This window comes from Brevibacterium renqingii (genome assembly GCF_017808095.1).
GTDB lineage: Bacteria > Actinomycetota > Actinomycetes > Actinomycetales > Brevibacteriaceae > Brevibacterium > Brevibacterium renqingii.
This window is the reverse complement of the sequence record NZ_JADBHG010000008.1, coordinates 19,293-36,605: the sequence shown is the minus strand read 5'-3', so window position 1 is coordinate 36,605 and position 17,313 is coordinate 19,293. Positions and strand designations below refer to the sequence as shown.

Below are 17,313 nucleotides of genomic sequence, written 5' to 3'. Positions count from 1 at the left end.
CGACCCACCTCGCCGAGGCGGCCCCGCTCAGCTCTCGATCCACTCCTTGAGCCGGCCGAGACCGGTCGTGATCGCGGACTCGTCGATGCCCGAGTAGGCCAGACGGATATACGACCTCTCCTCCCCCGGCTGCGGGGCCCCGAAGTGCTCACGCGTGCAGAAGGAGACTCCTGTGGCGTGCAGCGCCTCGGTGGAGAAATCCGCCAAGGTCGAGATCCCCTTGGCGGCCATCGCCTCGGTGACGTCGGGGAAGACGTAGAACGTCGAACCCGGGGTGGCCACACTCATGCCGGGGATCTCGTTGATCAGGCGGCAGGTGGCGTCGCGCCGCTTGCGCAGCATTTCGAGCATCTGCCCCACCGGCCCCTGCGGTCCGCGCAGCGCCGCGATGCCCGCCCACTGCACGTACTGGTTGGTGCAGGATTCGTCGTTGGTGTTCATCGTCGAGATCGCCTCGGCGACGGCTTTCGGAGCCACCGCGCACCCGAGCCTGGATCCGGTCATCGCGTACTTCTTCGAGAACGTGTAGAGGATGACGGTCCGCTCGGCCATTCCCGGCAGCGCGGCGATGGACTGCGAGCGCCCCTTGTAGCGCATCTCGAAATAGGCTTCATCGGAGAGCACCCACAGGTCGAATTCCTGCGCGATGGCGGCCACGGCTTCGCGCTCGGCCGGAGTCGACTCGGCCGAGATCGGGTTCTGCAGGTCGTTGTAGATGATCGCCGTCGTGTTCTCGTCGATCGAGGCCCGCAGATGGTCGAGGTCGATGGCGAAGCCGCCCTCGGTCGGCACGTATCGGTAGGGCAGCGCGGTTCCGCCGAGGTATTCGATCTGGGATTCGTAGATCGGGAACCCGGGATTCGGATAGAGCACACCATCGCCGGGGTCCATGACGGCTTGGAGGAACTTCGTGATCACGGGTTTGCCCCCGGTGGTCACGACCACCTCGGCGGGGTCGATCGTGATGCCGCGCCGCGAACCGATGTCATCGGCCAGGGCCTCGCGCAGCTCAGGGACGCCGGGACCGGGACAGTAGCCGGTCTTGCCGTCGCGGATGGCCTGCTCGATCGCCTCGACGATGTGGCCGGCCATGGGAAAATTGAGATCGCCGAGGTGGAACGGGAAGACCTCGTTCCCCTGCGCCTTCCACTCGGCGGCGGCCTGGGCAACTCGGAACGCGGTCTCGGTGCCGAGGTTGTCCAAGCGGCGAGCAGTCTTCATTGTCGGCTCCTTCGAATGCGCGGGCGTGCGGGGTCCGACAGCGATCCCGGCGCAGGGTTCACAAGGGTCTCCTGCATTGGGTTCAGAGGCGGACCTCGTCGGCCGAGACGGCCTTATCCCACACCTTAGGGGACTTCGTGGTGCACCGACAGAGTCACCGGCCGATCAGCGGCCGGACTGGTCGCCAACTCCGCACAGGCGACCGGCCCCGCAGCGTACCTCTCGCCGCGGGGCCGGCAGACCCGGGGTCGGCCGATGCGCCCGAGCGGGCTCAGGAGTTCTTCCAGGCGCTCCAGGCCGCATAGCTGCCGTCGAGTTCGGCGACGTCATGCCCGGCCCGTCGCAGCGTGCTCGCCGCGACCGAATTGCGCACGCCGGTCTGGCAGTAGGTGACGAATGTGCCTGAGTGGGGCAGCTCGTCCTGGTGCCACAGGACACGTCCGGCGCTGAGTTGCTGGGAGCCGGGAACGTGCCCGTCGGCGTGCTCGGTCTTGTTCCGCACATCGACCACACCAGCGGCGTCGAAGCTGTCGAGGTCTTCGGGGCGCACGACCTGCGGGACTGTCGTCGGCAGCCCGTCGATGCCTGTGACAAAGCTGCTGACTTCGTCGATGCCCACACGCAGAAGGCGATCGCGGATGTCTTCTGCCGCGTCCTGATCGTCGGCCAGGACGAAGATCGGCCGGGTGTCGGTCTCGGGGTCGATCGCCCAGGCGCCGTGACTGGCGATCTTGCCGGGGTTGGGCAGATTGATGGCGTTGACGACGCTCGCCTCGTGGACCTGCTCGACGGGTCGGGTGTCGATGAAGGTCACCGAGTCGGCGCTGACCTCGGGCGCCAGATCGGCGGTATCCGCCTCGGGCAGCGGCCCGCGCGTTCCGAGGATCGCCGGACCGGCGACGTTCTGCCTCTTCATCCGGCTGAAGTAGGCGTGGGCGTCGGGCTGGCCGTCGAGCAGCTCGTCGACGAAGCTCTGTTCGTCATCGGCGGCCAGATGCTTGCCCCACCAGGAGAACAGACGCTCGTAGCCCACTGTCGTCGTCGGCACCGCGCCCAGGGCCTTGCCGCAGGCGCTGCCGGCACCGTGAGCGGGCAGGACCTGAACGTAGTCGGGAAGAGCGAGGAATTTGTCGCGCAGACTGGCGAAGAGTTGGCGCGCGCCCTCATAGCGGGTGTCTTCGGCTCCCATCGCCTCATCGAGCAGGTCGGGGCGACCGGTGTCGCCGACGAAGACGAAGTCACCGGTGAGGACGAATCCCGGCTGGTCGGCAAATGCGCCGTCGGTGACGAGGTACGACAGATGCTCGGGAGTGTGCCCGGGCGTGTGCATCGCCGTGATCACGATGTTGCCGAGGCTGAACTCGTCTCCGTCACGCAGCCGTGTTCCCTCGAAGGCGTACTGCCATTCGTCTCCGCCCTCCCCGGAGACGTAGATCTGCGCGTCAGTGGCTGCGGCCAGTTCGCGGGTTCCCGACAGATAGTCGGCGTGGACGTGCGTTTCGGTCACTGCGGTGATCGTCATGTCGTTCTTCGCGGCGAGGTCGAGGTAGACACCGACATCGCGTCGCGGGTCGACGACGAGCGCAGTGCCGTTCGCCTGGCAGCCGATGAAGTAGCTCGCCTGTGCCAGGTCTTCGTCGTAGATGCGTTCGAGAAGCATAGGTCTTCTCACTTTCCCCGGTCGATGCTGCGTTCGGGCCTGCGGCCCACTATCGGTCGACCAGATTGACATCGGTTCTTGAAAAGATTCAACACATACCCCTGCGGGTATATTCCGCTGTGCGTCGAGAGCCTCGCCGAGCTGGCCCTGCGCGTCGAGAGCCCGGCCGAGTGCAGAATCCTCACCACGTCACCAGAGTGCTGACGGCGACGAAGGCCGCAACGACGAGGACGAGAACTGCGAATCCGCGCTTGAGCACTGTGTTCGACAGCGACCGCCCCAAGCGTCCCGCGACCAGCGAGGCGACCATCGCGGCTGCGGCGAAGACCAGAGTCGGCCCCCAATCGAGACTGAGGTCACCGAGGTGGGAGAGGAAGCCTCCCAGGGAGTTGATGACGATGACGACCAGGGAGGTGCCCACGGCCACCGACATCGGCACCCCGAGGATGAGCGTCAAGGCCGGAACGATGAGAAAGCCTCCCCCGACACCGAGGAGGCCGGTGAGAAAGCCGACGACGAGTCCGGTTCCGATTGCCTTCGGAAGCAGCTTCCGCCAGGTCGGCGCTTCCTCATCGGCGCCGGCGGAGCCGCCGGAGGGCAGGAGCATCCGCACCCCGGCCAGGACCATGATCGCGGCGAAGACGAGCAACAGCACGGGCTGGCTCAGGTGGGAGTTGACCGCCGTACCGACGACGGCGGTGAGTGCGCCCGAGACGCCGATCGTCAGGGCCAGTCGCCAGTCGACGTCGCGACGCATGCGCGGCAGGACGGCCACCGCCGAGGAGGCGCCGACGACGATGAGTGAACTGGGCACGGCGTCGGACATCGACAGACCGACCCCGTAGACGAGCGCCGGAACTGCGAGGATCGAGCCTCCGCCGCCGACGAGCCCGAGCAGGGCCCCGACGATCAGACCGAAGCCGAGCGCCGCGATCATCGATTGCCTCTTCCGACTGCCTCAGCTCCGGCCATGCGGAGCCGGCTCACCGTCCGAACAGGCGGGAGAAGAATCCCGGTCGCTGCGCCCGCGCAGCATCCTGCTCGGCCTGCGAATGCTTGCCGTTGCACCACTGGCCAGCGGGGACTTCGGCCTTGACTTGCGCGATGTGCTGGCCGCATCCGGCCCAGGTGGTTTTTCCGCAGGTGCTGCAGCGAGTCGCTCGACACATGATCGACCTTCTTCTCTCGAATTCATCAATATATATACCCTATGGGGTATGCTGATGATTGTAGCGGGTTGTCCGCCAGCGATGTCAACACCAGCGTTGAGGAGGAGAATCGAATGGATGACCAGATTGCGGCGAGTCAGGATGCCGCGAGCACTGCCGAAGCGAAGCGGGCGATCGTCAACCGTCTGCGGCGCGCGGAAGGACAGCTGGCCGCTGTCACTCGCGCCGTCGAGGAGGACGCCGGATGCCGGACGGTGGTCCAGCGCCTGTCGGCCGTGTCCAAGGCCCTGGATCGGGCAGGGTTCCTCGTGATCTCCACGGCCCTCGAAGAGTGCCTGGCCGATCCGGACAATCCCGAAGGGATCAAACCCGAAGAGCTGCAGAAGCTCTTCATGTCCCTGGCCTGAGCCGTCTCTGCCCGCAGCCGAGCGATCAGGCCGGTCAGTCCACGGCCAGAGCTGCGCGTCCGGCCAGCAGGCACCACAGCCCGATGGCCAGCAGCACAGGGGCGCCGAGGACACCGCACCAGAAGCTCGGCGCGGCGAGGCTGCGCGGGAGGAAGAACGCAATGATCGCGATGAGCGTGATGAGCGCCCCCGCGAGGTGGAGGACCGGCTGGGCGAAGACAACGGCGAGCGCGAAGAAGTGGATGCCGACGATCGCGAGGATGAGCGGGGCGACCGCCTCGGCGTGGCCGGACCGGAGGGCGAAGAAGCTGAGCACGGCGGCCGCGATGATCTCCGCCCAGACCACGACGATGTAGATCGTGAACGCGGTCGTGCCCGTGGCGATCGCACTCGGTTCGGACCAATTGCCGATGGCCAGGAAGATGCTCGGCATCGCCAGGGCGAGCCCGGCCGCCGAGAGTCCGCCGAGGATGATCCGGAAGACGGCTCGATCCGGTGGGGCCTCCTGCGCCCATCCGGACCAGATGAACGCAGCGAGGCCGAACACCGCGCCGATCATCACCAAGTCGCGCGGGAAGGACAGGTCGATCATCGCTGATCCCTTTCACCCAAGGCAGCTGTCTTTCGAGTCTAGCCCGGGTTCGGGATTCCGGTTCAGTCCCAGATGTCGTCGCCGCGGCTGAGGGCGTCGAACCCGCCGTCGACGAAGATGATCTGCCCGGTCATGCGTGAGTTCGCGGCGGAGACGAGGAAGGCGTGCACCGCCCCGATGTCCTCGGCGTCGGCGGGGCCGTTGAAGGGCGTGGGCATGGCCGTCGCGGCCTGCTTCCGTCCCTCTTCGGAGGCGAAGAGCTCCTTCGTCATCGCGGTGCGCACCTGGCCGGGTCCGACCCCGTTGATGCCGATCCCCAGCCCGGCGTAGTCACCGGTGGGCGCGACTCGGCGGATCCACCGCGAGATCGCCCGTTTCGAACTCGAGTAGTTCGCATAGCCGACCTCGGGCCCTTGGTCTGCCAGTTCGGCACCGCGGGACAGGGCCGCCTCGGCGTCTCCGGCCAGCAGAAGATCGACGAGCGTCTCGTCGTTTCCTTGCAGCGTCGCCGCCGAGGTGGTCACGCTGATCCGCGGGGCGTCGGATTCGACGAGCAGCGGACGCATCGCTTCGATGAGCCGGACGGTGCCGATGCAGTTGATCTTCGGCGACAGCGGGGTCGGCGAGGAGACGCCGGCATTGGCCACGAGTCCGTCGATCCGTCCGCTGCTGATCTCGGCGATCTTCTGCGCGACCTGTGCGATGGAGTCCCGGTCGCCCAGGTCGCCGGTGACGTCTCCGCGTTCGAGGTCGACGCGGATGACGGTGTCCCCCTGGCGTTCGAGGATGGCGGCGGTCGCCTCCCCGATTCCCGATGCCGCTCCGGTGACGACGATTGTCCGTGCCATGATGCTCCCTCTCTCAGTCCTCGTGTGGGCTCGGTCTGTGTGCGGGTTCGGTTTTCGTGCGGGTTTGGTCTTCGTGCGGGCTCAGTCCTCGTGTGGGGCGATGAAGAGCTTTCGCAAGGGTGCCTCGTCGATGAACCAGCGGGTCTTCATCCCGTCCTCGAGGCGGACCAGCGTTCCCGGCGCCAGCGCGATATCAGCTCGGGTCGGCTCGTCGAACTCGATCCGACCGGTCCCGGAGACGACGAGGAAGACCTCCTCGCCTTCGACGTCGCGCATCGCCCCGGCGCTCATCTCCCACAGTCCGTAGTCGGCTCCGGCGATCGTGCCGAGATCGGCGAAGGCGGTGGTCGTCGCGTCGTCGGCCTCCCCCGCCGAGGCGGCCGCATCGATTGCCTGCCAGTCCTCGATGGGTTCGTGGTCGAGAGGGAATCCACGGGTGTCGATCGGCTCCATTGCACTCATGCGATCAGTGTAGCCAGACAGTCTCCGGTTCGGCGAACAAGGCCGCGTATTCAGAACCTGCCGTCGGCGGTTCCAGCAGGCAATACGTTCGGGAACAACCATTTACTTCGCTCCTGGCGTGAGATAGAACTGATTCCGTACGCGCTGATGACCCGCACGCGTCGATGACCAGGAGTTGATCCATGCCCTACTTCAACGGTGAAGCCTCACACTGGCTGGCAGCCTCGCCGGCCGAACCCCTCACCCCCTCCCCACTGCCGGCCGAGAAGCAGGATCTCGTCATCGTCGGCGGCGGACTGACCGGCCTGTGGTCGGCCTACTGCGCCCGCCGGGCACACCCCGATTGGGAGATCACGATCATCGAGGCCAGGCACATCGGCTATGGCGCTTCGGGGCGCAACGGCGGGTGGCTGTCGACCCTGTTGCCGGGCAACAGGGCCAAGTACGCCGAGGCCGTCGACCGCGTCCTCAAGTCCGACCCGACCGGGCCGGTCGCGTCCGCGGGGCTCGACGGGATCGCGAGCGTACGTGCGTTCCAGTCCGCTCTCTTCGATTCGATCGACGAGGTCCTCGAGGTGTGTGAGACCGAGGGCATCGACGCCCACCAGGTGCGCGGCGGCCATATCGACGTCGCCCAGTCGGAAGCCGGAATGTCCCGCTTGCGCGAGCTCTTCGAGGGCAATGCGCAGTTCGGCTACGGCCCCGAGGACATGCAGTTCCTCGACGCGGAGGAGACCCGAGCACACATCAACGTCGACCAGGCACAGGGCAGCATCCACTTCCCCGGCACCGCCGCCGTCGACCCGGCCCTGCTCAGCCGCGGCCTGGCCCGAGTGCTGCGCGATCAAGGGGTGACGATCTGCGAGGACACCTCGGCGGGCCATATCGGCAAGGGCGTCGTCGCGACGAACCGCGGACCGGTGCGTGGGGAGACGATCTTCGTCTGCCTCGAGGGCTACTCGGACACCGTCAGCGGCAACCTGCCCGGGCTCGAAGGCAGACAGGTGATTCCGGTCTTCTCCTCGATGATCGCAACCGAACCGCTGCCGGCCGAAGCGTGGGAGGACATCGGGTGGGCAGGCCGCGAATGCCTCGGCGACACCGCCCACACCTTCATCTACGCTCAGCGCACCGCCGATGATCGCATCGCACTCGGCGGACGCGGGGCGCCCTATGCGTATCGGTCCGGTCTGCCCGGGGACGGCGAGGTCCCCGCCGAGGTTGTCGAACTGCTGCGCACCCGCCTGTCCTCGCTCTTCCCGGACCTCGAATTCGACATCGCCCACGCCTGGCGCGGGGCCCTCGGTGTGACACGGGATTGGTGCGCCGGGATCTTCTTCGACCCCGAGCAGCGGATCGGCGTGGCCCGCGGCTATGCCGGGCACGGGGTGACGGCCACGCATCTGGCCGCGAAGACCCTGCTCGACCGTGCATCGGGGGAAGCGACCCCGCTGACCGGGCTGCCGTGGAACGATCACTTCTCCGGGCAGTGGGAGCCGGAACCGATCAGGTGGCTGGGCATCCGGTCGATGTATCGGATCTTCGGCATCGCCGACGAGTGGGAGCGCATCACCGGAGCGAAGCGCACGAGCCTGCTCGCCCAGTTCGGTTCCCGCCTGGCCGGATTGCACGAGTAGGCCATTGCCGACGGTCTGAGAATGTCAGTTGCGTTTCAGACCGAGTTCCGCTGTCGGCGTCTTCGCGGTTTCGGGGCTGAATGCAGCACAGATCGCTGAGACAGCGATTCCGGCAGCGGCAAAGAGCGCGACGCCGACCCAGTTGTTGTCAGCGCCGTTGATCGTCTGGGCGATCGCTGGCGAGAATCCGCCGAGGACCAGGCCGAGCATGAGACTGATGGCCATTCCGCTGTAGCGGATGTTCGCGGGGAACTGCTCCGGGAAATAGACGGGATAGATCCCGTTGGCCGCAGCATAGGCGAAGGACATGAGCAGGATTCCCAGCACCCAGACGAGACCCGTGTGCCCCGGAGCGGCATGGGACAGGGCGCCGAGGTAGGCGAAGGTGAGCACGATCATTCCGATGCAGCCCGAGATGAAGACGGGTTTGCGTCCGATCCTGTCCGAGAGGTGCCCGAGGAACGGGATCATGAATAGGGTGCCGAGGTTCGACACTGTGATCAGCGCGAGCATCTCGCTGCTGGAGACTCCTGCGACCTGGGTGCCGTACGCCAAGGAGAAGGTGCTGAAGAGGCCGACCATGAGGAGGAACAGAGCCATTCCCGCCACTCGGAGCATCTGCAGCGGGTAGTGCTTGATCAGATGGAACAGCGGAACCTTGACCGTCTCGTCGTTCTCCTTCGCCTCCTCGAAGATCTCGGGTTCTTGCAAGCGTGCTCGCATGTAGATGGTGATGACGGTGACGACGATGCTCAGCAGGAACGGGATCCGCCAGCCGATGCTCAGCATGAATTCCTGCGGAAGCAGATTCAGCGGGATGAACACGGCAGAGGAGAGGACGAGGCCTGCGGTCGCACCTGCGATCGTCCAGCTGGCGTAGAAGCCGCGGCGATTCTCCGGCGCCGTCTCCATCGACAGCGAAGCTGACCCTGGTGACTCTCCGCCGGCGGAGAGGCCTTGCAGCAGTCGCATGAGGACGATCAGGATCGGTGCCCAGATTCCGATGGTCGAGTATGCGGGGACCAGACCGATGATGAATGTCGAGGCACCCATGAGCACGATGCAGGCCATCAGCGCGGTCTTGCGTCCGAGGACGTCGCCGAGCCATCCCCAGATGATCGCGCCGGCAGGGCGGGCAACATAGGAGACACCGACGGTGGCGAGCGCCATGATCTGCCCGAGTCCTCCCTCGCTGGGGAAGAAGAGAGGCTGCAGATAGAGGGCGGCAGCAGTGGCGAAGATGTAGAAGTCGTAGTATTCGAGTGCGGTTCCGACGAACCCCGAAGTCGCAGCGTTGCGAGCGTTCCTGCGCTGGGCCGCAGCATCGGGTGCTGCGGCAGCGGTGGTTGATGAGGACAAGGCGGGCCTTTCGTGAAGAGCGGATGGGAGGGAACCGGTCTCGAGGCGGAGTTCGAGCGCCGCCGCAGCGGTATCGCGTCTGCGGTGTGCGAGGCGGCCTGCCTCACGATGCCACTGCGGCGGCGGGCGGATTCACCGAATGACGACTGGATTGACCGGTGCCCCGGTACCTCCGACGACCTTGAGAGGAGCAGCCGTGTAGAGGAACGACCAGCGGCCGTCCGCGGCGCAGGCCTCGGCAAGCTCGTCGAGGATCGTCATCTCCGTCATGAGCAGTCCGAGATTGCGCAGGAACGCGGCATGCAGAGGCAGCAGCACTCCGGATTCGGGATCGGTGGTCACTTCGTTCGCGATGGTGTCGGTCACCAGATTGGCGATCTCCATCGACTGGAACCACTCGACGAGCTCCCGCGAGTAAGTGAGACCGGGCTCGATGAAGTCGGCGAAGAACTCCTCGGGCTGGCGTGAATACCAGGAGCCGATGAAGCCGGTTCGGATGACGAGAATGTCGCGCGGTCTGATCTCGACACCTTGGGCCTCGGCCGCGGCGAGGACGTCTTCATGGGTGAAGGTCTCCCCCTTGTCGAGGACGTCCTTGCCGCGATGACGCGCCATGTCGACGAGCACGCCGCGCCCGACGATGCCGTGCTCGGCGATCGGGAGAATGGAGGCCTTGGACAGGGCACCGGCAGTCGTCTGCGAATCGTAGCCGTTCCAGATCTGGTCGTCGTACCACGTGTGGCCGAGTGCGTCGTACTGGGTCGAACCCTGCAGCGCGATGGTCGCGACGTCGTCGGCGTCTGTCAGCCCTCCCGGGTAGGGGTCGAGTCCCGTCTCTCCCTTCGCCCACACTTCGGCATCGCGCACGTTCTTGCGTTCGATCTGGGGACGACCGGGCCACACCGGGTCTCCGCGCTCGTCGTCCCACCCCATCTGGATCTGCAGGGTGTAGCTCTCGCCGGTCTTCACCTCAGCGACGCCCTTGAGCGCCTCCTGCGGGCCGAGGTAGTTGAGGGTTCCGATTTCGTCCTCGGCACCCCATCTGCCCCAGTTCGTCGGTGGGTTGGGACCGAAGAGTTCGGCCAGCGTTGGAACGTTCGTATCACTCATGTCTTCTCCTTCGAATGTGATTCGTGTGCTTCGGGACGGCTTCCCGCATGGTCCGGTGAAGCCGGGCGGCCATGTGGCCGAATCAGGTGCTTCAGCCGGCCATATGCAGCCCGCCGTTGACATGGAGGGTGTCACCGTTGATGAATGACGCCGCCGGAGAGCAGAGGAACACCACCGCCGAGGCGACTTCCTCCGGTCGTCCGAACCGATGCAGCGGCGTCGCAGCGAGGAGGGCGTCACCGCCGGAGGCGACGAGCCCTTCGGTCATTCGCGTCGCGATGATTCCGGGCGCGACGGCGTTGACACGGATGTTCCGCTCCCCGAGTTCCCAGGTCAGACTCCTGCCGAAGGAGACGATCGCTCCCTTGGTGGCCGCGTAGTGCGCGTGATTGCGGCTGCCGCGGGAACCGGCCATCGAACCGAAGTTGACGATGGAGCCGCCCTCGCGCATGTGCGGGATCAGGGCGCGAGTCAGCTTGAAGCTGCTGTCGAGGTTGATGGTCATCGTCCGGTCCCAGTCTTCGTCGCTCATCTCCGCGACCGGATGAGCGGTGTAGATGCCGGCGGCGAGCACGAGATGATCGATGCCGCCGGCAGATTCGACGCGGCGGCGCAGCTCTTCGAGCGTGCCGGCGTCGGTGAGGTCGCCCGCGAGCTGAGAGACCGAGGTGCCTTCAGGCAGCTTTGCAGCGACAGCCTCGACCATCTCGGGCGCGAGGTCGACGAGGACAAGTTCGGCTCCAGCGGCCGCGAAGTACTCGGCGCTCTTCGAACCGATTCCTCCCCCGGCGCCGGTGATGAGCACACGTCGTCCGGAGAAGAGGTCCGGGGCGAATGGGTTCATGGTTGTTGCCTTTCGTTCAGAAGATGCCGGAGTCGCCTTCAGCGAGGGCGTCCCGGGGCTGCGGTCACTCGTACCAGTTGCCGTCGATGGTCATTCCGCCGTCGACCATGAGGGTGTGGCCGGTGACGAAGGATGCTTTGGGCCCGGCGAGGAAAGTGATGCCGGCCGCGATCTCCTCCGGCTGTGCCCACCGGTTCAGCGGGATCCGCTTGGTGATCGGAGCGGGGTCGAGCAGGCCCTGCTCTTCGAGCGCGGCGTTGAATGGAGTCCAGGTGTATCCCGGTCCGATTGCGTTGACTCGGATGCCGTCGGACGCCCATTCCACTGCCAGGCTCTTCGTCAATCCGATCAGGCCGTGTTTGACGGTGTTGTAGCTGGCGCGTTTCGGCATGCCCGCCACTCCTGCCACCGAGGAGATGTTGACGATCGCTCCGCCGCCGTTCTTGAGCAGTGAGTGGGCGGCACGGCAGGCACGCATCGTCCCGGTGAGGTGCACTTCGAGGAGGGCTTCCCAGTCCGAGTCGCTCATCTCGGCGCTCGGCACGGGCTTGGCGTTGCCGGCGCAGTTGACGAGCGCGTCGAGCCGCTGTTCAGTCTCCGCGATCGATGCGAATGCGTCGTCGACAGCGGCACGGTCGGTGACATCGACGATGATTCCCCGCAGGGACCAGTCCGAGGGCGCCCCCGCCAGTGCAGCGTCGAGCTTCTCCCGGGAGAAGTCGAGGATGACTGCAGCGCCGCCGTCGCGACACCATGCTTCGACGGTGGCCCAGCCGATTCCCGAGGCGCCTCCGGTCACGGCGAGCACGGGTGCGCTGTCTGTGGAACTCATTTCCATCAATCTCCTTCGATCTGTGTTTGCATGCGGTCTCTGCCCTCGGTGAGGTCAGAGCACCAGGCTCATCGGGTCTTCGAGGGCATCCCGAAGTGAGGTCAGGAGTCTGCCCGCAACGGCGCCGTCGATGACCCGGTGATCAGCGGAGAAGGTCACGGTCATCATCGAAGCGACGGCGAGTTCGCCGTCGCTGACGACGGCTCTCTGCTCGGTGGCTCCCACGGCGAGGATGCCTGCCTGCGGCGGGTTGAGGATCGCGGAGAACTCACGCGTGCCGAACATCCCGAGATTGGAGAGGCTGAAGGAACCGCCTTCGAGCTCCTGCTGTCGTATGGCCTTCTCACCGGCACGGACCTTGAGGTCCTGGGTCGTGCGGCACAGGGCGGCCATCGACAGGTTGGTGACATCACGGACGACTGGGGTCAGCAGGCCGCCCTCGGTGGCGATCGCCATGGAGATGTCCACGGAGTCGAACGTCCGGATGGAGTTCTCGTTCCAGATCGCATTCGCCTCGGGCACTTCGCGCAGGGCATGACCGAGAGCTTTGAGGACGAGGTCGTTGATCGTCGCCTTGATCCCCTGCCTTTCCAGGGAGACGTTGATCTGCTTCCGGAAGTCGAGCAGGGCATCCATGCGGATGTCGCCGGTGAGGTAGAAGTGGGGAACGGTGGACTTGGACTCTGTGAGACGGCGAGCGATCGCCCGTCGCATGCCGGTCAGCGGCACATCGGTATAGCCGGTGCCTGCGGCGTCTCCCGCGGGAACGGTCGACGGCTGTGCGGACCTCGGGGCGCTTGCCGAGCCGCTGTCAGCGGTCTCGGCCGCGGTCTCGGCCGCGGTCTCGGCCGCGGTCTCGACGTCAGAGCGGATGATTCGGCCTCCCGGACCGCTGCCGTTCAGTCCGGTGACGTCGATGCCGAGTTCGCGGGCACGACGACGGGCCAGCGGCGAGGCGAACACCCGGGTCATATCGGAGGCAGCGACCTCGGCGGTGTCGATAGGAGCGTCGGCAGCGGCGTCTGCGGTGCCGGCCCTCGAAGCGTTCGAGCGTTCGAGACCCTCGTCTGCTGGCTGATCCTTCTCGACCTCTGCTGATGAGTCGCCGCCTGACGTCGAACTGGTGGTCTCTGCGTTCACGCCCGCGAGAAGATCATCGATCTCGGCTTCGCCGTCGCCCGGCTCGGCGAGCACCGCGATCGGGGCTCCCACCTCGACGGTGGTGCCGGCTGCGACGAGGATCCGGGCGAGCGTGCCGGAGGATTCGGCCTCGAGCTCGACTGTGGCCTTCTCAGTCTCGATATCGGCCAGAGCCTGACCGTGGCTGATGTCCGCGCCCGTTTCGACCAACCAGGATTCGATGACGGCGTCAGTGGCATCCGCGACGATGGCGGGGAGGGTGACAAGCTGTGCCATGGTGTTGTTCCTTGCTCTCAGTTGCGGCCCAGGCCGTCGGCGATGAGGTCGAAGCCGCGGGTGACTTCGGCGGGACCGGCGTTTGCTGCGGATTCGAGGATCTTCGAGATGGACGGGCTCGCCTCACGCCCGGTCACGCGTTGGACCGGCTGGTCGAGGTAGTCGAAGAACCTGCGCTGGATCTCGTCGGCCAGCCAGGATCCGTAGGAGGTGCCGACCGGTCCCTGCTCGACGATGAGGACGCTGTTCGTCCGCCGGATGGAGTCGCCGATCGTCTGCCAGTCGAGGCTGGCTCGGTCGAGCCAGCGCAGGTCGATGACCTCGGCGTCGAGATCCGTGCGCGCCTCCGCCTCGTCGAGGGCAAGGGAGACCATGTTCAGGTAGCTGAGGACTGTGACATCGGTGCCCGCCCGACGGACAGCGGCCTTGCCCAACGGCAGCCGGTAGTCGGGAGTGCCGGACGGGATCCGGTCCTTGCGCGCGTAGAGATCGACATGTTCGAGGACGAGCACCGGATCATCGAGGTCGAGCGCGGTATTCATCAGCCCGATGTAGTCTTCGGCGTTCGAGGGAGCGATGATCCTCCACCCCGGGTTCGTGGCGAAGACTCCTGCCGGATCCATCGAATGCTGGGAACCGTATCCGGCTCCCATTGCGACCTTCGACCGCAGCACCACCGGCATCGAGGACTGGCCGCCGAACATGTGACGAGCCTTGCCGATCTGATTGAACACCTGATCGGCGGCGACCCACATGAAGTCGGAGTACATGAATTCGACGACGGGACTGTAGCGACCGGTCATCGACAGCCCGCCGGCCAGGCCGGTGAACGCGTTCTCACTGATGGGTGTTCCGAGCACCCGATCCGGATAGGCCTCCGCGAGCCCGCGCGTCGCTCCGTTCGTACCGCCCTTGAGCCGGTGGACGTCCTCGCCCATGACGACGACGGACTGATCCGTGCTCATCCTGTGCTCGAGGGTGTCGGCGATCGCGTCGACGAAGCGCCGCTCGATCGTCTCTTCGGATGCGGGTCCGTGGGTTCCCGGAGGCAGCTCGCCGAGTGCAGCCGATGAGCGGATGTGAGCGTCCGCCTCGGCGGTGTCGGGCCATTCGGCCTGGCGGATCCGCTGGGCGCCCTTCGTCGATTCCGGGTCGGTTTCGGTGAGGTCGCCGACGATCCGGTTGATGACCTCGCGAATGCGCTCCGCAAGATCCTCGTTGTCCTTGTCCGTGAGGAGACCGCGGCGGATCATTTCGCCGGCGACCTTGTCAACAGGGTCCTTCTCCCGCCATTCCTTCTCCTCGGCTTTGGAGCGGTAGCCGAATGCGGAACCGGGGAACGGGCCGTTCTGGTGGAAGAAGCGGTAGGTGCGCGCTTCGATGAGAGTCGGTCCATGACCGGCGCGCATGTGCTCGACGGCGGCCTGCTGAGCGAGGTAGACGGCCAGCGGGTCCATACCGTCGACCTGCCAGGACCGGATGCCGAATCCCGGGCCGCGCAGTGCGAGATTGCCCTCGCCGGTGACGTCGTCGACAGAGGTCGAGACCGCGTAGAGATTGTTCTCGAGGAAGAAGCACAGAGGCAGCTTCCAGGCGGCGGCGAGGTTGAAGGTCTCCAGCGTGGATCCGATGTTCGAGGCGCCGTCGCCGAAGTATGTGACCGTCACTCCCATATCGGGGCTCGCCTCGCTGTCGGTCGCCGAGGCCTGACTGAGCGCGTCGTGGCGCTGAGCCCAAGCATTGCCGGCGGCCAGAGGGACGCCTCCCCCGACGATCGCGTTCGTGCCGAGGGCACCGGCTTCGGTCCACTGCAGGTGCATGGATCCGCCGCGGCCTCCGCTGAAACCGGCGCTGAGCCCGAGGATCTCGGCGAGGGTGCGGTGGACGAACTCCGTGAGTTCATCGGCCTTGATCCCGTCGACGGCCTTCAGTCCTTCCGGCCGCAGGTATGAGAGTCCCTTCGCGAGGAACTGGTGATGGCCGCGGTGGGTGCCATTGACCCCGTCCGCTGCTCGCAGGGCGAGGACGGAGCCGACTGCCGCACCCTCCTGTCCGATGCTCGAATGCGCCGGGCCGTGGACCAATCCGCTGCCCGCGAGTCCGAGGACGATCTCTTCGAAGATCCGGATCGTGTGTGAGTGGACGAGCATCGATTCGAGAAGCTCCGGGGCGGCGGCGTCCCAGTCAGCAGTCGTGGTGGATACGACTTCGACCGGGTTCGGCGCAGACATTTCTTGGTTGACGGGCATCGATGCTCCAGAGGTGCGAGGACTGTGTTGCGGACCACGTTAACCCAGTCTGCGTATACATTCAAACGTATTATTGCAGTCTTGCGCCCGATTTTCGCCCTATATGTATACACTCAGTGAAGCGAAGGGAACTCGATAGTCTTAACTGATCGACTGAAACTCCTACGACCCACAGAGGAACCAGCAATGGCCACATCGTCTTCGGCATCGAGCGTGCGCATCGCGGACGCGCTCCGCGAACGGATTCTCAGCGGCACCCTCGGTCCCGGCACGCGGATCTTCCAAGAAGAGATCGCAGAAGAGTTCGGAGTGAGCCGCATCCCCATCCGAGAGTCTCTGCGTATCCTCGAGTCGGCCGGTCTCGTGACGATCATCGCCTCGTCTGGAGCCTGGGTCGCTTCGATGAATCTGGCGGAGCTGCAGGAGAGCTATCTCATCAGGGAACGGCTTGAGCCTCTGCTCCTCGGACTGGCTGTGCCCCTGCATTCGCCGGACTCTCTGACACGGCTGAGCGAACTGGCTGCCGAGGCGAACGCGGCGAACTCTGTCGAGGAGTTCCTCGACCTCGATCGGAAGTTCCATCTCGCGACTTTCGAGGGGCCTTCGGTCGATAATCTGCGTTCGATGGTCGACAGGCTCTGGAACTCGACACAGCACTACCGTCGGGCGTTTATGGAACTGGTCTGGGATTCCGGGCTGAGGGAGACCCACATGGAGCACGATCTGCTCGTCAAAGCCATCTGCGACCGCGATGTGCGCTCGGCCGAGGAGCTCATGGCCGTCCACATTCGACGCACGCGCTTGGCGCTCGAGCATCATCCCGAAGTATTCGCGACTGCGTGAGTACGACGAAATGACCACCGAAAGGACAACTCAATGAGCACAGAAGCGGGTCTCCCCGGTCTCGTCGGCACCGATCATATCGGTTTCACCGTCCCGGACATGGAGCAGGCGCACACCTTCTTCACCGACATCCTCGGTTGCACACACGTCTATTCGCTCGGTCCGTTCCCTGCCGATCCCGGGCTCATGGTCGATCGGCTCAATGTGCATCCCGACGCCGTGATGCAGGAGATCCGCTTCTACCGCTGCCACACGGGAGCGAATTTCGAGGTCTTCTCCTACGACTCTCCTGATCAGAACCGGACCCAGCCTCGCAACTCGGACATCGGAGGCCATCATCTCGCCTTCTACGTCTCCGATCTCGACGAGGCTGTCGATTGGCTGCGGAGCAAGGGCATCCGGGTCCTCGGCGAGCCGACGGCCAGCAGCGGCTCCAGCAGGGGCCAACGCTGGGTCTACTTCCTCTCGCCCTGGGGCATGCAGTTCGAACTCGTCAGCTTCCCCGAGGGCAAGGCGTATGAGGCGGAGGCTTCTACTCTGCTCTGGGATCCTCGCGCGCCCGAGAAGTGAGCCGCAGCATCGGCATCGGGCTGCTTTAGGCCCGAGGCTCCTCCCGACTCTGCGACTGCTCTAAGCCGAAGAGAACCGGCTAGGACTTTCCGCA

At 65.6% G+C, this 17,313-nt stretch carries 17 protein-coding genes; 4 read left to right on the top strand and 13 right to left on the bottom strand.

Translation table 11 applies throughout. From position 1 onward, the window contains the following. Positions 1–27: 27 nt before the first annotated feature. From IIE29_RS14165 to IIE29_RS16915, 4 genes are all read right to left on the bottom strand, one after another. On the bottom strand, positions 28–1,221 hold the full coding sequence (locus IIE29_RS14165) for a pyridoxal phosphate-dependent aminotransferase (RefSeq protein WP_209325949.1): 1,194 nt from the start codon (positions 1,219–1,221) through the stop codon (positions 28–30). A 271-nt stretch (positions 1,222–1,492) separates the two neighbouring features. Next, on the bottom strand, positions 1,493–2,881 hold the full coding sequence (locus tag IIE29_RS14160; RefSeq protein ID WP_209325948.1) for an MBL fold metallo-hydrolase: 1,389 nt from the start codon (positions 2,879–2,881) through the stop codon (positions 1,493–1,495). 181 nt (positions 2,882–3,062) lie between these two features. Beyond that, entirely contained in the window at positions 3,063–3,818 is a 756-nt protein-coding gene (locus IIE29_RS14155) for a sulfite exporter TauE/SafE family protein (protein WP_209325947.1), read from the bottom strand. Positions 3,819–3,864: 46 nt separating this feature from the next. Continuing rightward, entirely contained in the window at positions 3,865–4,050 is a 186-nt protein-coding gene (locus IIE29_RS16915; protein WP_246475965.1) for a hypothetical protein, read from the bottom strand. A 113-nt stretch (positions 4,051–4,163) separates the two neighbouring features. On the opposite strand from IIE29_RS16915, the gene IIE29_RS14150 reads away from it, so the two are divergent. Next, entirely contained in the window at positions 4,164–4,457 is a 294-nt protein-coding gene (locus IIE29_RS14150; protein ID WP_209325946.1) for a metal-sensitive transcriptional regulator, read from the top strand. 34 nt (positions 4,458–4,491) lie between these two features. On the opposite strand, the gene IIE29_RS14145 is transcribed toward IIE29_RS14150, so the two are convergent. The 3 genes from IIE29_RS14145 to IIE29_RS14135 all read right to left on the bottom strand — a co-directional run bounded on the left by IIE29_RS14145 (position 4,492) and on the right by IIE29_RS14135 (position 6,359). Continuing rightward, on the bottom strand, positions 4,492–5,049 hold the full coding sequence (locus tag IIE29_RS14145; RefSeq protein WP_209325945.1) for a hypothetical protein: 558 nt from the start codon (positions 5,047–5,049) through the stop codon (positions 4,492–4,494). 62 nt (positions 5,050–5,111) lie between these two features. After that, complete coding sequence (locus tag IIE29_RS14140) at positions 5,112–5,897, bottom strand: SDR family oxidoreductase (protein WP_209325944.1); 786 nt, start codon at positions 5,895–5,897, stop codon at positions 5,112–5,114. Positions 5,898–5,978: 81 nt separating this feature from the next. Further along, the gene (locus IIE29_RS14135; RefSeq protein WP_246475964.1) at positions 5,979–6,359 is read right to left on the bottom strand and encodes a cupin domain-containing protein; all 381 of its coding nucleotides are present in this window, start codon (positions 6,357–6,359) and stop codon (positions 5,979–5,981) included. Between the two features lie 182 nt (positions 6,360–6,541). On the opposite strand from IIE29_RS14135, the gene IIE29_RS14130 reads away from it, so the two are divergent. Beyond that, positions 6,542–7,996 (top strand): NAD(P)/FAD-dependent oxidoreductase, encoded by a 1,455-nt coding sequence (locus IIE29_RS14130; RefSeq protein WP_209325943.1) that lies wholly within the window; start codon positions 6,542–6,544, stop codon positions 7,994–7,996. A 24-nt stretch (positions 7,997–8,020) separates the two neighbouring features. Here the strand turns inward: IIE29_RS14130 and IIE29_RS14125 are convergent, their stop codons facing one another. From IIE29_RS14125 to IIE29_RS14100, 6 genes are all read right to left on the bottom strand, one after another. Then, entirely contained in the window at positions 8,021–9,355 is a 1,335-nt protein-coding gene (locus IIE29_RS14125) for an MFS transporter (protein WP_209325942.1), read from the bottom strand. 132 nt (positions 9,356–9,487) lie between these two features. Further along, the gene (locus IIE29_RS14120) at positions 9,488–10,465 is read right to left on the bottom strand and encodes a cyclase family protein (RefSeq protein ID WP_209325941.1); all 978 of its coding nucleotides are present in this window, start codon (positions 10,463–10,465) and stop codon (positions 9,488–9,490) included. Between the two features lie 91 nt (positions 10,466–10,556). Further along, complete coding sequence (locus IIE29_RS14115) at positions 10,557–11,309, bottom strand: SDR family NAD(P)-dependent oxidoreductase (protein WP_209325940.1); 753 nt, start codon at positions 11,307–11,309, stop codon at positions 10,557–10,559. 64 nt (positions 11,310–11,373) lie between these two features. Continuing rightward, complete coding sequence (locus tag IIE29_RS14110) at positions 11,374–12,141, bottom strand: SDR family NAD(P)-dependent oxidoreductase (protein WP_209325939.1); 768 nt, start codon at positions 12,139–12,141, stop codon at positions 11,374–11,376. Positions 12,142–12,195: 54 nt separating this feature from the next. Next, the gene (locus tag IIE29_RS14105; protein WP_209325938.1) at positions 12,196–13,557 is read right to left on the bottom strand and encodes a dihydrolipoamide acetyltransferase family protein; all 1,362 of its coding nucleotides are present in this window, start codon (positions 13,555–13,557) and stop codon (positions 12,196–12,198) included. A 17-nt stretch (positions 13,558–13,574) separates the two neighbouring features. Continuing rightward, positions 13,575–15,806 (bottom strand): alpha-ketoacid dehydrogenase subunit alpha/beta, encoded by a 2,232-nt coding sequence (locus tag IIE29_RS14100; RefSeq protein WP_209325937.1) that lies wholly within the window; start codon positions 15,804–15,806, stop codon positions 13,575–13,577. 186 nt (positions 15,807–15,992) lie between these two features. On the opposite strand from IIE29_RS14100, the gene IIE29_RS14095 reads away from it, so the two are divergent. Together IIE29_RS14095 and IIE29_RS14090 are read left to right on the top strand one after the other, a co-directional pair. After that, positions 15,993–16,649 (top strand): GntR family transcriptional regulator, encoded by a 657-nt coding sequence (locus IIE29_RS14095; protein ID WP_209325936.1) that lies wholly within the window; start codon positions 15,993–15,995, stop codon positions 16,647–16,649. A 33-nt stretch (positions 16,650–16,682) separates the two neighbouring features. Next, the gene (locus tag IIE29_RS14090) at positions 16,683–17,219 is read left to right on the top strand and encodes a VOC family protein (RefSeq protein ID WP_209325935.1); all 537 of its coding nucleotides are present in this window, start codon (positions 16,683–16,685) and stop codon (positions 17,217–17,219) included. Positions 17,220–17,313 lie beyond the last annotated feature (94 nt).

Excerpts from the sequence above, each read along its gene's own strand:
- IIE29_RS14130 (WP_209325943.1), top strand. The coding sequence starts at position 6,542 with ATGCCCTACTTCAACGGTGAAGCCTCACACTGGCTGGCAGCCTCGCCG.
- IIE29_RS14100 (WP_209325937.1), bottom strand. The coding sequence starts at position 15,806 with ATGCCCGTCAACCAAGAAATGTCTGCGCCGAACCCGGTCGAAGTCGTA.
- IIE29_RS14120 (WP_209325941.1), bottom strand. The coding sequence starts at position 10,465 with ATGAGTGATACGAACGTTCCAACGCTGGCCGAACTCTTCGGTCCCAAC.
- IIE29_RS14150 (WP_209325946.1), top strand. The coding sequence starts at position 4,164 with ATGGATGACCAGATTGCGGCGAGTCAGGATGCCGCGAGCACTGCCGAA.
- IIE29_RS14115 (WP_209325940.1), bottom strand. The coding sequence starts at position 11,309 with ATGAACCCATTCGCCCCGGACCTCTTCTCCGGACGACGTGTGCTCATC.
- IIE29_RS14140 (WP_209325944.1), bottom strand. The coding sequence starts at position 5,897 with ATGGCACGGACAATCGTCGTCACCGGAGCGGCATCGGGAATCGGGGAG.
- IIE29_RS14090 (WP_209325935.1), top strand. The coding sequence starts at position 16,683 with ATGAGCACAGAAGCGGGTCTCCCCGGTCTCGTCGGCACCGATCATATC.
- IIE29_RS14095 (WP_209325936.1), top strand. The coding sequence starts at position 15,993 with ATGGCCACATCGTCTTCGGCATCGAGCGTGCGCATCGCGGACGCGCTC.
- IIE29_RS14160 (WP_209325948.1), bottom strand. The coding sequence starts at position 2,881 with ATGCTTCTCGAACGCATCTACGACGAAGACCTGGCACAGGCGAGCTAC.
- IIE29_RS16915 (WP_246475965.1), bottom strand. The coding sequence starts at position 4,050 with ATGTGTCGAGCGACTCGCTGCAGCACCTGCGGAAAAACCACCTGGGCC.
- IIE29_RS14135 (WP_246475964.1), bottom strand. The coding sequence starts at position 6,359 with ATGAGTGCAATGGAGCCGATCGACACCCGTGGATTCCCTCTCGACCAC.
- IIE29_RS14145 (WP_209325945.1), bottom strand. The coding sequence starts at position 5,049 with ATGATCGACCTGTCCTTCCCGCGCGACTTGGTGATGATCGGCGCGGTG.
- IIE29_RS14165 (WP_209325949.1), bottom strand. The coding sequence starts at position 1,221 with ATGAAGACTGCTCGCCGCTTGGACAACCTCGGCACCGAGACCGCGTTC.
- IIE29_RS14105 (WP_209325938.1), bottom strand. The coding sequence starts at position 13,557 with ATGGCACAGCTTGTCACCCTCCCCGCCATCGTCGCGGATGCCACTGAC.
- IIE29_RS14110 (WP_209325939.1), bottom strand. The coding sequence starts at position 12,141 with ATGAGTTCCACAGACAGCGCACCCGTGCTCGCCGTGACCGGAGGCGCC.
- IIE29_RS14155 (WP_209325947.1), bottom strand. The coding sequence starts at position 3,818 with ATGATCGCGGCGCTCGGCTTCGGTCTGATCGTCGGGGCCCTGCTCGGG.